9 protein-coding genes are annotated in these 12,510 nt (G+C 68.2%); 3 read left to right on the top strand and 6 right to left on the bottom strand.

What is annotated here, in order from left to right; genetic code table 11:
- The first annotated feature begins 77 nt into the window (after positions 1 to 77).
- Complete coding sequence (locus tag BKD26_RS21510; RefSeq protein ID WP_084900651.1) at positions 78 to 1,520, top strand: CCA tRNA nucleotidyltransferase; 1,443 nt, start codon at positions 78 to 80, stop codon at positions 1,518 to 1,520.
- A 97-nt stretch (positions 1,521 to 1,617) separates the two neighbouring features.
- On the opposite strand, the gene BKD26_RS41420 is transcribed toward BKD26_RS21510, so the two are convergent.
- The 4 genes from BKD26_RS41420 to BKD26_RS21490 all read right to left on the bottom strand — a co-directional run bounded on the left by BKD26_RS41420 (position 1,618) and on the right by BKD26_RS21490 (position 5,407).
- Positions 1,618 to 1,935 carry a hypothetical protein gene (locus tag BKD26_RS41420; RefSeq protein WP_241518766.1) on the bottom strand — a complete coding sequence of 106 codons (318 nt, stop codon included), beginning with the start codon at positions 1,933 to 1,935 and terminating at the stop codon, positions 1,618 to 1,620.
- A 281-nt stretch (positions 1,936 to 2,216) separates the two neighbouring features.
- Positions 2,217 to 3,485, bottom strand: coding sequence for an MFS transporter (locus tag BKD26_RS21500; RefSeq protein ID WP_084900646.1), 1,269 nt, complete (start codon positions 3,483 to 3,485; stop codon positions 2,217 to 2,219).
- A 73-nt stretch (positions 3,486 to 3,558) separates the two neighbouring features.
- Complete coding sequence (locus tag BKD26_RS21495; RefSeq protein WP_084900642.1) at positions 3,559 to 4,641, bottom strand: inositol-3-phosphate synthase; 1,083 nt, start codon at positions 4,639 to 4,641, stop codon at positions 3,559 to 3,561.
- A gap of 49 nt (positions 4,642 to 4,690) precedes the next feature.
- Positions 4,691 to 5,407 carry a PadR family transcriptional regulator gene (locus BKD26_RS21490; protein WP_084900641.1) on the bottom strand — a complete coding sequence of 239 codons (717 nt, stop codon included), beginning with the start codon at positions 5,405 to 5,407 and terminating at the stop codon, positions 4,691 to 4,693.
- Positions 5,408 to 5,769: 362 nt separating this feature from the next.
- Between BKD26_RS21490 and BKD26_RS21485 the strand changes: the two genes are divergently transcribed.
- On the top strand, positions 5,770 to 8,529 hold the full coding sequence (locus tag BKD26_RS21485; protein WP_084900638.1) for a transglycosylase domain-containing protein: 2,760 nt from the start codon (positions 5,770 to 5,772) through the stop codon (positions 8,527 to 8,529).
- A 168-nt stretch (positions 8,530 to 8,697) separates the two neighbouring features.
- Positions 8,698 to 10,185, top strand: coding sequence for a glycosyltransferase 87 family protein (locus BKD26_RS21480; RefSeq protein ID WP_084900635.1), 1,488 nt, complete (start codon positions 8,698 to 8,700; stop codon positions 10,183 to 10,185).
- Between the two features lie 9 nt (positions 10,186 to 10,194).
- On the opposite strand, the gene BKD26_RS21475 is transcribed toward BKD26_RS21480, so the two are convergent.
- Both BKD26_RS21475 and BKD26_RS21470 read right to left on the bottom strand, forming a co-directional pair.
- On the bottom strand, positions 10,195 to 11,226 hold the full coding sequence (locus BKD26_RS21475; RefSeq protein ID WP_073756473.1) for an alanine racemase: 1,032 nt from the start codon (positions 11,224 to 11,226) through the stop codon (positions 10,195 to 10,197).
- Between the two features lie 64 nt (positions 11,227 to 11,290).
- Positions 11,291 to 12,409, bottom strand: coding sequence for a peptidoglycan bridge formation glycyltransferase FemA/FemB family protein (locus tag BKD26_RS21470; protein WP_084900633.1), 1,119 nt, complete (start codon positions 12,407 to 12,409; stop codon positions 11,291 to 11,293).
- Positions 12,410 to 12,510: the final 101 nt, after the last annotated feature.

Here is a 12,510-nt window from a genome sequence, read left to right as displayed (position 1 = left end):
AAGAAGCTGAGAGCCGGGTGCCGGGCCGCCGAAAACCGGGACGCTGCCCCGGGTCCGGGCACGTACCCTTTTCTGTTGTGCCGAACGCCAACGAAGACAACCCGACTGCACTGAGCCAGGTGCAACGCCGCGCGGTCAGTGAACTACTGCGCGTGTCCCCCGTAGCCGACGATCTTGCCCGCCGCTTCCAGGACGCCGGGTTCAGCCTCGCCCTGGTCGGTGGCTCGGTACGGGACGCACTGCTCGGTCGGCTCGGCAATGACCTGGACTTCACTACCGATGCCCGCCCCGAGGACGTTCTGAAGATCGTCCGGCCATGGGCCGACGCGGTGTGGGAGGTCGGGATCGCCTTCGGCACGGTGGGCGCGCACAAAGCGGGCTACCAGATCGAAATCACGACGTACCGCTCCGAGGCGTACGACAGGACCTCGCGCAAGCCGGAGGTCTCCTACGGCGACTCCATCGATGAGGACCTGGTCCGTCGTGACTTCACGGTCAACGCGATGGCCGTCGCGCTGCCCCAGAAGGAGTTCATCGATCCGCACGGCGGCCTGGAGGACCTGGCGCAGCGCGTTCTGCGGACGCCGGGGACGCCCGAGGACTCCTTCTCCGACGATCCGCTGCGCATGATGCGAGCCGCGCGGTTCGCCGCGCAGCTCGACTTCGAGGTCGCTCCCGAGGTCGTGGACGCGATGAAGGGAATGGCCGAGCGGATCGAGATCGTCTCCGCCGAGCGCGTACGGGATGAATTCAACAAGCTGGTCCTCTCCGCGCACCCGCGCAAGGGTCTGGGCCTGCTGGTCGACACCGGTCTCGCTCAGCGTGTGCTGCCCGAGCTGCCCGCGCTGCGGCTGGAGAGCGACGAGCATCACCGTCACAAGGACGTCTACGAGCACTCGCTCATCGTGCTCGAGCAGGCCATTGACCTGGAAGAGGACGGCCCGGACCTGGTGCTGCGGCTTGCGGCGCTGCTACATGACATCGGCAAGCCGCGCACTCGGCGCTTCGAGTCGGACGGCCGGGTCTCCTTCCACCACCACGAGGTGGTCGGCGCCAAGATGACCAAAAAGCGCATGACCGTGCTCAAGTACTCCAACGACATGGTCAAGGACGTCTCGCGCCTGGTGGAGCTGCACCTGCGCTTCCATGGGTACGGCACCGGCGAGTGGACCGACTCCGCCGTCCGCCGCTATGTGCGCGACGCCGGGCCGCTGCTGAGCCGCCTGCACAAGCTGACCCGCTCGGACTGCACCACCCGCAACAAGCGCAAGGCGGCCGCCCTCTCCCGCGCCTACGACGGGCTGGAGGAGCGCATCGCGAAGCTCCAGGAACAGGAGGAGCTGGACGCCATCCGCCCCGATCTGGACGGCAACCAGATCCAGGAGGTCCTGGGAATCCGCCCCGGGCCCGCCGTCGGCAAGGCGTACAAGTTCCTGCTGGAGCTGCGCCTGGAGAACGGACCGATGGAGTACGACGATGCCGTCGCCGCGCTCAAGGAGTGGTGGGCGGCTCAGGGCTGAGCTGGAACCGGGTCATGTTTCACGTGAAACATGACGGCGGGGACGCACAAGACGAAGGGCGATGTTTCACGTGAAACATCGCCCTTCGTCGTGCGTGTTACTTCTTGATCTCGTCGATGCAGAGCACGAACTGCTTGCCCGAGCTGCGTCGGCCGCTGGTCTGCTCCTGGTAGCCGATGTCGGACTTGCCCTTGCAGAGCTTGGTATCCACTGTGTCGGGGATTACCTCGACGACCTTGAACTCGGCGTCGGTGCCACCGCACTCCACCACCTGGAGGTCGGGTGACACCATCGTCCCGTTGTTCTTCATGCAATCGCCGGCTTCCGCCTGGTCGGCGTCGTCCCGGCTCATGAAGTAGCCGACCGCGATCACGATGACGCCGATCACGATGACGATGCCCTTGAGGATCTTCATAATGCCTATGCCGCCACGCCGGGACGGAGGCGGAGGCGGCGGAGGTGCGGCCGACCACTGCTGAGGCGGTGGCGGCTGCATCTGCTGCTGCGGTGCGCCATGAGGCGCCTGCTGCTGCGGATGGCCGTGGCCGGGCTGCTGCTGTTGCGGGTATCCGTAGCCGGGCTGAGGCGGCTGCTGGCCGTAGGGCCCTGGCTGGCCGTAGGGCCCGGAGCCCTGTTGTGGCGGATACGTCATAGGTGTCCCCCGAAGAGTGTGATCGTCAGATTGACGCGAGCACGCTATATCAAGGCTCCGGTGCGCCTCCAATGCAGCAGCGTGGCGGCGATGCCCGCGTAGAGGGCGGCGACCAGAACGACCAGTGGGACGGATCGGCCGTCAGAAGGCAGCATCAGTGCGGACAGGCCGGCCGCGCTGACGAAAGCCGCGTTGTAGAGCACGTCGTAGAGGGAGAAGACCCGTCCCCGGTAGGAGTCGTCCACCGCGAGCTGCACCACCGTGTCCGTCGCGATCTTGGTGCCCTGGGTGATGAGCCCGAGCACGAAGGCGGCGATCAGTATGGGGACGGGGGCGAAGGGCAGCCCGAGCGCCGGTGCCAGCACCGCGGCCGTCGCGGCGCACACCACCATCCAGCCGCCCTGGCCCAGCCGCTCCACCGCCCACGGCGAGACCACCGCGGCGGCGAAGAACCCCGCCCCCGAGATGCCGACGGCCAGGCCCAGCAACGCGAGCCCCTCCGACTGGGTCGACGTCCAGGCGTACCGGCACAGCATCAGCACCATCACGGTCAGCGCGCCGTAGCAGAAGCGCATCACCGTCATCGCGGCGAGCACCCGGGCCGCCGCCCGCCGCTGGGCCAGATGGCGCAGCCCGTCGACCAGACCACGGGCCGTCGAGGCCAGTGCCGCCCCCAGCCGGGGCTGCACCACGTCAGGGTCGGGGCCGAGCAGGTCGCGGCCCATGCGCAGCGAAGCGAGGGCCGAGCACAGGTAGAGGCCGGCGCCCAGCAGCACCACCGCCGCGTCGGAATCGGCGACCACGAGTCGTACGACGAAGGCGAGCCCGCCGCCCGCGGTGGCGGCGAGCGTGCCGGCGGTGGGCGACAGCGAGTTGGCCATCACGAGCCGGTCGGCGTCCACCACCCGGGGCAGCGAGGCGGAAAGCCCGGCGAGGACGAACCGGTTGACGGCCGTGACGGAGAGCGCCGAGGCGTAGAAGAGCCAGTCCGGTACGGAGGCGAGGATCAGGAACGCCGTGCCGCCGGCGAGCAGGGCGCGCAGCAGGTTCCCGTACAGGAAGACCTGGCGGCGCTGCCAGCGGTCCAGCAGGACGCCGGCGAACGGGCCGACGAACGAGTACGGCAGCAGCAGGACCGCCATGGCGGAGGCGATCGCGGCGGGCGAGGTCTGCTTCTCGGGGGAGAAGACGACGTACGTGGCGAGGGCGACCTGATAGACCCCGTCGGCGCACTGGGAGAGCAGTCGTACGGCCAGCAGGCGGCGGAAGTTCGTCAGGCGCAGGAGTACGCGCAGATCCCGTACGACAGGCATGGCAGCAAGGGTCACATACGGCGAAGGCCCCCGGGCAGATGCCACGGGGACCTTCGGCGAGTGGGGTGGAGCCTTAGCGCTCGACCTCGCCCTTGATGAACTTCTCGACGTTCTCGTAGGCCTCGTCGTCGAAGTACTGGACCGGCGGGGACTTCATGAAGTACGAGGACGCGGAGAGGATCGGGCCACCGATGCCCCGGTCCTTGGCGATCTTCGCGGCGCGCAGGGCGTCGATGATGACACCGGCCGAGTTGGGCGAGTCCCAGACCTCGAGCTTGTACTCCAGGTTCAGCGGGACGTCACCGAAGGCGCGGCCCTCGAGGCGGACGTACGCCCACTTGCGGTCGTCCAGCCAGGCGACGTAGTCGGACGGACCGATGTGGACGTTCTTGTCACCCATGTCACGGTCGGGGATCTGCGAGGTGACGGCCTGCGTCTTGGAGATCTTCTTGGACTCCAGGCGGTCACGCTCGAGCATGTTCTTGAAGTCCATGTTGCCGCCGACGTTCAGCTGCATGGTGCGCTCGAGACGGACACCGCGGTCCTCGAACAGCTTCGCCATCACGCGGTGCGTGATGGTGGCGCCGACCTGCGACTTGATGTCGTCACCGACGATCGGCACGCCGGCCTCGGTGAACTTGTCCGCCCACTCCTTGGTGCCGGCGATGAAGACCGGGAGGGCGTTGACGAAGGCGACCTTGGCGTCGATGGCGCACTGGGCGTAGAACTTCGCCGCGTCCTCGGAGCCGACCGGCAGGTAGCAGACGAGGACGTCGACCTGCTTGTCCTTGAGGACCTGGACGACGTCGACCGGGGTCTCGGAGGACTCCTCGATGGTCTGGCGGTAGTACTTGCCCAGGCCGTCCAGGGTGTGGCCGCGCTGAACGGTCACGCCCGTCGACGGCACGTCGCAGATCTTGATCGTGTTGTTCTCGCTGGCACCGATCGCGTCCGCGAGGTCCAGCCCGACCTTCTTCGCGTCGACGTCGAAGGCCGCCACGAACTCCACGTCCCCGACGTGGTAGTCGCCGAACTGGACGTGCATCAGACCCGGCACCTTGGCCGCCGGGTCGGCGTCCTTGTAGTACTCGACGCCCTGCACCAGCGAGGCGGCGCAGTTGCCCACGCCGACGATGGCTACGCGAACCGAACCCATTCCGGTTGCTCCCTGTGTTGATCTTCGAAGCCCTGCAGGTCGCAGGGCCTCACTTGGCGGTGTCGTCGGACGGATCCGGCCGGGTGCTGCCCCCGTGCCGGGGCAGGCCGCCCGTCTCTCCAGATGTGTTGTCCTGCTGAGCGCCGGCGGGGCCCTCGGGGGCCTGGCCGGCCTCCGGTGTCCCGGAGCCGGATCGTCGCTGATCCCGCCCCGCCCGCTCGCTCTCGATGAGCTCGTTCAGCCAGCGCACTTCGCGCTCCACGGACTCCATGCCGTGCCGCTGCAGCTCAAGCGTGTAGTCGTCCAGGCGCTCGCGCGTCCGCGCCAGGGAGGCTCGCATCTTCTCCAGACGCTCCTCCAGGCGGCTGCGCCGGCCTTCCAGCACCCGCATACGCACTTCGCGCTCCGTCTGCCCGAAGAAGGCGAAACGGGCGGCGAAGTGCTCGTCCTCCCAGGAATCCGGACCGGTGTGGGACAGGAGCTCCTCGAAGTGCTCCTTACCTTCTGCCGTCAGCCGGTAGACGATCTTGGCCCGGCGCCCGGCGAGCGAGGCGGCGAGAGCGTCCTCGGGAGCGCTGCCTGGTTCCTCGATCAACCAGCCGTTTGCGACCAGCGTCTTGAGGCAGGGGTAGAGGGTCCCGTAGCTGAAGGCCCGGAAGATCCCCAACGAGGTGTTGAGCCGTTTGCGCAGCTCGTAACCGTGCATCGGGGCTTCGCGGAGCAGGCCGAGGACGGCGAACTCGAGGATGCCGGAGCGCCTGCTCATCCGTCGCCTCCTCCGCCTTCGCCGACTCTTATGCCGTGCTGATGTATCGACTCGATACATCCTGACGATAGAACGTGCCTGGAAGCCTCGACAAGCGCGGCTAGGGTGAGCGGCGTCACATAGCCAATTAGCAGTAAACGACTTGCCTGATTTGGGATGAACTTCGGTCCTCAGAGGTTTTTGAGCGTGCGTAGTCTGTGCGGCATGCACACCAGTGGGAACCAAGCGACGCCAGTCGACGTCCTCGATCTGAGTGCATGGCGGATGAGCCCCAGCCAGGGCTGGTCCGTATCGATTTCGGGGGGACCGGAACTCAGCTGCCGCTTCCAGGCGTACTCGCCTGCCCGAGGAGTAGTCGTTCGATGAGCGAGCACCGTCGCAAACCGCCGCAGCCGCAGGGTGGCGGACGTGCCGCGGCCAGACGAGCCGCCCAGCAGCCCTCAGGCCGCAGGGCGGCTCAGGCGCGAGGAACCAGTCCAGGATCTCCTTCCGAGCCCTACGGCGGCGGTGGCGAGGAGCGGGTGTACGGCAGCCGTGCCGAGGCGCGCCGGGCGGCCCAGCGAGGCGGACGCCGCCGCGGTGCCGAGGGCGCCGGCGGCGGGGCCGGCGGACACGGTGGCGGCCGACGCGGCGGCGGCCACAACGGTGGCCCGGGCGGCCGGGGTGGCAACCCGGGCAAGAAGCGGTTGATCGACTACCCGCGCCACAACAAGTACGGGTGGCGGCGCTGGGTGCCGTCCTGGAAGCTCGTCACAGGGCTGTCCCTGGGGTTCGCGGCCTCGGTCCTGGGCGCTTCGGCGGTCGTGTACTCCATGGTGGAGGTGCCGGACCCGGTCAAGATCGCGACGGCCCAGAACAACGTCTACTACTGGTCGGACGGCTCGCAGATGGCCGCCACCGGTGGTGAGATCAACCGCCAGATCCTCGCGTACGACAAAATCCCGCAGGACATGAAGGACGCGGTGATCTCGGCAGAGAACAAGTCCTTCGATGACGACCTGGGCGTCGACCCGATGGGTATCGCCCGTGCCGTGGTCAACATGGCCATGGGTGAGCAGACCCAGGGTGGTTCCACCATCACCCAGCAGTACGTGAAGAACGCCATGCTCAATGACCAGAGCCAGACCGTGAGCCGCAAGGTCAAGGAACTGTTCATCTCCCTGAAGGCCGGTGTGGAGGAGCCCAAGAGCGAGGTCATGGCCGGCTACCTGAACACCTCGTACTACGGGCGCGGTGCGTACGGGATCCAGGCTGCGGCGCGCACGTACTACGAGAAGGACGCCGACAAGCTGAACGCCAGCGAGTGCGCCTTCCTCGCCACGCTCCTCAAGGGCGCCACCTACTACGACCCGGCGGGTTCCCCGGACATCGACCCCAAGGCCACGGCGGCCGCCAACACGGAGGCGGCCACCTTGCGGTGGAAGTGGATCCTCGACGAGATGGTCAAGGACAGGCGCCTCGACCACGCCGAGCGGGCGAAGTACACCGCGTTCCCGATGCCCGAGCAGCCGAAGAAGGAAGCACGCCTCGGCGGCCAGGTCGGCTACCTGGTGGACCTCGCCAAGGCGTACTTCATCAACAACAACGACCTGGGTATCACGGCGAAGGACCTCGCCCTGGGCGGCTACGAGATCCACACGACCTTCGACAAGAACAAGGTCAGGGCGCTCGCGGAGGCGGTCCAGAAGGTCGAGGCCGAACACATCGACCCCAAGAAGCGCCCGGACACGGACACGCACGTCCAGTTCGGCGGTGCCTCGGTCGACCCGAAGACCGGCGCGATCGTCGCCATCTACGGCGGCTCCGACGCGACCAAGCACTTCACCAACAACGCCGACCAGACCGGTGCCCAGGTCGGCTCGACGTTCAAGCCGTTCGTGCTGGCCGCGGCGATGGAGTACGGCGTACGGGACCCCAGCGGCGAGGCCGTGCAGGGGCCCGATCAGCGCCGGACGGTCGACCCCGACAAGACGTACTACAACGGCAAGAACAAGCTCCAGATCAAGAACTACAACGGCACCGTCTGGCACAACGAGGACGGCGAAGAGTGGCTCCAGGTCAACGACGGTGACAAGAGCTACGGGGACATCAACCTCCGTGAGGCGATGATCCATTCGGCGAACTCGCCCTTCGTGCAATTGGGCATGGACGTCGGCATCGAAGAGGTCAGGCAGACGGCAATCGCGGCCGGTCTGCGCAAGGAGAGCCTGGTCGGTGCGAACGTGCCATCCTTCTCGATCGGTATCTCCGACCCCAGCGCCATCCGCATGGCCGGCGCCTACGCCACCTTCGCGGCCAACGGCAAGCAGCGTGACCCGTTCTCGGTGATCAAGGTCGAGCAGGAGGGCGACGTCGTCTACCAGCACGAGGCCAAGACCAAGCAGGCCTTCTCGACCGCGATCGCCAGCAATGTCACCGACGTACTGCGGGATGTCGTCGAGGACCCGGAGGGCACCGGTAACAACGCGGCCATCCCGGGTCGTCAGGTCGCCGGCAAGACCGGTACCACCGACGGCAACAAGTCCGCCTGGTTCGTCGGCTACACGCCGCAGCTGGCCACCGCCATCGACATGTACCGGATGGATGACAACGCGGCGAACAAGAACCGCAAGTTCCTGAAGATGTTCGGCACCGGTGGCCAGGAGAAGATCCACGGTTCGTCGTTCCCGTCGGAGATCTGGCAGAAGTACATGTCGACGGCGCTCAAGGGCGCGGAAGTCATCCCGTTCCCCGAGCCGGAGGCGCTGGAGGCCGACACCGTGTACGGCGGTGGCGCCAAGAGCCCGGAGCCCACGCCTTCGGACACGCCTTCGCCGACGCCCTCCCAGACGCCGTCCCAGAGCCCGTCGCCGACCCCGTCGCAGTCGCAGAGCACCGAGCCGGTGGAGCCCTCGTGCGGTCCCTTCGACTGGGACTGCAACAACGAGAACGGCGGCCAGAACGGCGGCCAGGACGGCGGGCAGGTCGGCGGGACCGATACCGGCGGGACCGACACGGCCGGTACGGACGACGGCGGCACCACCACCGGCGGCGTCAGTCCCAGTCCGTCGGCGCCCACCGGCGGAGGTACCAACGGGAACGGTGGCGGCACCGGAGGCTGGTTCGGCGGAACGGAGGGCTAGCGCCCGGCGTTCCCACCGCCGCCGAGGGCCGAGGGCCGCCGCATCCGGTACGTACATCGCGTGCGTACGCCGGATGCGGCGGCCCTCGGCGTTGTCCACAGGGCGTTGTCCACAGGGCGTTGTCCACAGGCCGCAGCGGCCCACAGCCCCGTACGGCAGGATGTCCCCATGCCGAGCCCACAGAAGACGACGCGCGCCCACCAGGACCGGCCCGTCGTGCCCCCGACCAGGCGGGACGAGGTCGCAGCCGCCGGCAGTGAGCTGATCGGCGGCCCCATCGGCCGCTGGGCACGGCTGGGTGACAGCGCGCTCACGCCCGTCCGGGTGGTCGCCCTCGTCGCGATCGGGATGTTCGCACTCGGCATGGTGCAGAAGCTGCCCTGCTACAACTGGGCGTGGTTCCGCGGCACCAGCTCGCAGTACACCCACGCCTGCTACTCCGACATTCCGCACCTGTTCATCGGGCGGGGCTTCGCCGACGGGCTGATCCCGTACTTCGACCGCCTCGGTGGCGACATGGAGTACCTCGAATACCCGGTCCTGACCGGGCTCTTCATGCAGGTCGCGTCCTGGCTGACGCTCCCCTTCGACGGCGACCTGCAGTACCGCGAGCAGATGTACTGGATGGTCAACGCGGGCATGCTGATGGTCTGCGTGGCCGTCCTCGCCGTCTGCGTCGCCCGCACCCACCGCAACCGCCCCTGGGACGCCCTGCTGGTCGCCCTGGCGCCCGCCTTCGCGCTCACGGCCACCATCAACTGGGACCTGCTCGCGGTCGCGCTGACCGCCGCCGCCATGCTGATGTGGTCCCGGGGCCGGGCGCTGGCCTTCGGAGTCCTGCTGGGCCTGGCCACGGCCGCCAAGTTCTATCCGGCCCTGCTGCTCGGGCCGCTGCTGCTGCTGTGCTGGCGGGCCTGGCGGTGGCGGGAGTTCGGGGTCGCCCTGATGGGCACGGCCGCCTCATGGCTCGCGGTCAACGTGCCGGTGATGCTGCTGGCGCCCGAGGGCTGGAAGAAGTTCTACTCCTTCAGCGAGGAACGGGGCATCGACTTCGGGTCCTTCTGGCTGATCATCACCCAGCGCACCGGCGTGACCATCACACCTGACGCCGTCAACACGTACGCGAGCGTGCTCATGGCGCTGGCGTGCGCCGGAGTCGCCGTACTGGCGCTCACCGCACCGCGCCGTCCGCGCTTTGCGCAGCTGGCCTTCCTGGTGATCGCCGCGTTCATCCTCACCAACAAGGTCTACTCACCGCAGTACGTACTGTGGCTGATCCCGCTCGCCGCCCTGGCCCGCCCGCGCTGGCGGGACTTCCTGGTCTGGCAGGCCTGCGAGGTCATGTACTTCGTCGGGATCTGGATGTACCTGGCGTACACGACGAGCGGCAACAAGCAGGGCCTGCCGACGGAGGGCTACCAGTTCGCGATCGTCCTGCACCTGGCCGGGACGCTGTTCCTGTGCGCCATGGTCGTACGGGACATCCTGCTGCCCGAGCGGGACGGCGTACGGCGCGACGGGGCGGACGACCCGTCCGGTGGCGTCCTGGACCGCGCGGAGGACGTCTTCGTCCTCGGGCGGGCCGCACACCCGCCGCAGCACGCCGCACACGCGGTCCAGGGACCGCGTGTGGAGTGGGGCGTCGTACGGGAGTGACCGCCGTTTCTAGCGCTCGACCAGGCGGTCGAACTGGGTCGTGGTGTGCCGCAGGTGGGCGACCAGCTCGTCGCCGACCTTCGGCTCCTGGGCGTCCGACGGGACGAACAGGATCGACACCTGCATGTGCGGCGGCTCGGCGAACCAGCGCTGCTTGCCCGCCCACACGAACGGCGAAAGGTTGCGGTTGACCGTCGCCAGGCCGGCGCGGGCCACACCCTTGGCGCGCGGCATCACCCCGTGCATCGCCTTCGGTGCCTCCAGGCCCACCCCGTGCGAGGTACCGCCGGCCACGACGACGAGCCAGCCGTCGGACGCCGCCTTCTGCTGGCGGTAGCCGAAACGGTCACCCTTGGCGACGCGCGTGACGTCCAGGACCGCGCCCCGGTACTCCGTCGCCTCATGGTCGCCCAGCCACAGCCGCGTACCGATGCGGGCCCGGAACCGGGTCTGCGGGAACTGCTGCTGGAGCCGGGCCTGTTCCTGGGCCTTCAGGTGGCTGACGAACATGGTGTGCAGCGGCAGCCGGGCCGCGCGCAGCCGGTCCATCCAGCCGATGACCTCCTCGACGGCGTCGGTGCCGTCCGTGCGGTCCAGCGGCAGGTGCAGCGCGAAGCCCTCCAGGCGGACGTCCTCGATGGCCGCGTGCAGCAGGCCCAGCTCGTGCTCGCCGATGCCGTGCCGCTTCATCGAGCTCATGCACTCGATGACGACCCGGGCGCCGACCAGGGCGTGGACGCCGTCCACGGACGACACCGAGCGGATCACCCGGTCCGGCAGCGGAACCGGCTCCTCGCCCCGCCGGAACGGCGTCAAAACCAGCAGGTCACCGCTGAACCAGTCCTTGATGCGGGCCGCCTCGTACGTCGTGCCGACCGCCAGCATGTCGGCCCCGAAGCGGGACGCCTCGTCGGAGAGCCGCTCGTGACCGAAGCCGTAGCCGTTGCCCTTGCACACCGGGACCAGGCCCGGGAACTGGTCGATCACGGACTTCTGGTGCGCCCGCCAGCGAGCGGTGTCGACGTAGAGGGAGAGCGCCATGGTCGGCCCGGAACCTTTCTGATGGCTGCGGTGTATCAAAGGTATGTACGAGACTACGGAAGCGTCAGCGGCGCGACATGTAGATGTCGAGCGCCTTGTGCAGCAGCTTGTTGAGCGGGAAGTCCCACTCGCCGATGTACTCGACGGCCTCGCCGCCCGTGCCGACCTTGAACTGGATCAGGCCGAAGAGGTGGTCCGTCTCGTCCAGCGAGTCGGAGATGCCACGGAGGTCGTAGACGGTCGCGCCCATGGCGTAGGCGTCGCGCAGCATCCGCCACTGCATCGCGTTCGAGGGCCGGACCTCGCGGCCGATGTTGTCCGAGGCGCCGTAGGAGTACCAGACGTGCCCGCCGACCACCAGCATGGTGGCCGCCGACAGGTTCACGCCGTTGTGGCGCGCGAAGTACAGCCGCATGCGGTTGGGGTCCTCGTTGTTGAGGACGGTCCACATGCGCTGGAAGTACGACAGGGGGCGGGGCCGGAACCGGTCGCGCACGGCCGTGATCTCGTACAGCCGCTGCCACTCGGCGAGGTCCTCGTAGCCGCCCTGGACGACCTCGACGCCGGCCTTCTCGGCCTTCTTGATGTTGCGCCGCCACAGCTGGTTGAAGCCCTTGAGGACATCGTCGAGCGAACGGTTCGCCAGCGGAACCTGGAAGACATAGCGGGGCTGTACGTCGCCGAAGCCGGCGCCGCCGTCCTCGCCCTGCTGCCAGCCCATCTTGCGCAGCCGGTCGGACACCTCGAAGGCGCGCGGCTCGATGTGCGAGGCCTCGACGTCACGCAGGCGCTTGACGTCCGGGTCCTGGATGCCGGACTTGATCGCGGCCGCGTCCCAGCGGCGGATGACGACCGGCGGGCCCATCTTCACGGAGAAGGCACCCTGGTTCTTCAGGTGCGCCAGCATCGGCTGCAGCCAGTCGTCCAGGTTCGGCGCGTACCAGTTGATCACCGGACCCTCGGGGAGATACGCGAGGTACCGCTTGATCTTCGGGAGCTGGCGGTAGAGCACCAGGCCGGCGCCGACCAACTGGCCGTCCTTGTCGAACCAGCCCAGGTTCTCCGAGCGCCACTCGGTCTTCACATCAGCCCATGCGGGGACCTGGCAGTGACTCGCCGCAGGCAGGCTCTGGATGTACGCCAGATGCTGCTCTCGGCTGATGGTCCTCAGGGTCAGGCTCATGCGGGGCGCTCCTCGGCAGGTGTGTCCCCATGGGTACAGGGGCTCCGGCTCTCGCGCCGAAGCCTACTGGCACCGGGGAGCGCCCCGACTGGCCGTACGCC

Origin of the sequence: Streptomyces sp. CB03238, from assembly GCF_002099185.1 — a bacterium.
In the GTDB taxonomy this organism is placed as follows: Bacteria; Actinomycetota; Actinomycetes; order Streptomycetales; family Streptomycetaceae; genus Streptomyces.
Note: the sequence above shows the minus strand (reverse complement) of the source record. Positions and strands in the feature narration are given on the sequence as shown.

What these genes read in the sequence shown, in the direction of transcription:
- BKD26_RS41420 (WP_241518766.1), bottom strand. Translation starts at nt 1,935, where the DNA reads ATGAAGATCCTCAAGGGCATCGTCATCGTGATCGGCGTCATCGTGATC.
- BKD26_RS21500 (WP_084900646.1), bottom strand. Translation starts at nt 3,485, where the DNA reads ATGCCTGTCGTACGGGATCTGCGCGTACTCCTGCGCCTGACGAACTTC.
- BKD26_RS21495 (WP_084900642.1), bottom strand. Translation starts at nt 4,641, where the DNA reads ATGGGTTCGGTTCGCGTAGCCATCGTCGGCGTGGGCAACTGCGCCGCC.
- BKD26_RS21490 (WP_084900641.1), bottom strand. Translation starts at nt 5,407, where the DNA reads ATGAGCAGGCGCTCCGGCATCCTCGAGTTCGCCGTCCTCGGCCTGCTC.
- BKD26_RS21485 (WP_084900638.1), top strand. Translation starts at nt 5,770, where the DNA reads ATGAGCGAGCACCGTCGCAAACCGCCGCAGCCGCAGGGTGGCGGACGT.
- BKD26_RS21480 (WP_084900635.1), top strand. Translation starts at nt 8,698, where the DNA reads ATGCCGAGCCCACAGAAGACGACGCGCGCCCACCAGGACCGGCCCGTC.
- BKD26_RS21475 (WP_073756473.1), bottom strand. Translation starts at nt 11,226, where the DNA reads ATGGCGCTCTCCCTCTACGTCGACACCGCTCGCTGGCGGGCGCACCAG.
- BKD26_RS21470 (WP_084900633.1), bottom strand. Translation starts at nt 12,409, where the DNA reads ATGAGCCTGACCCTGAGGACCATCAGCCGAGAGCAGCATCTGGCGTAC.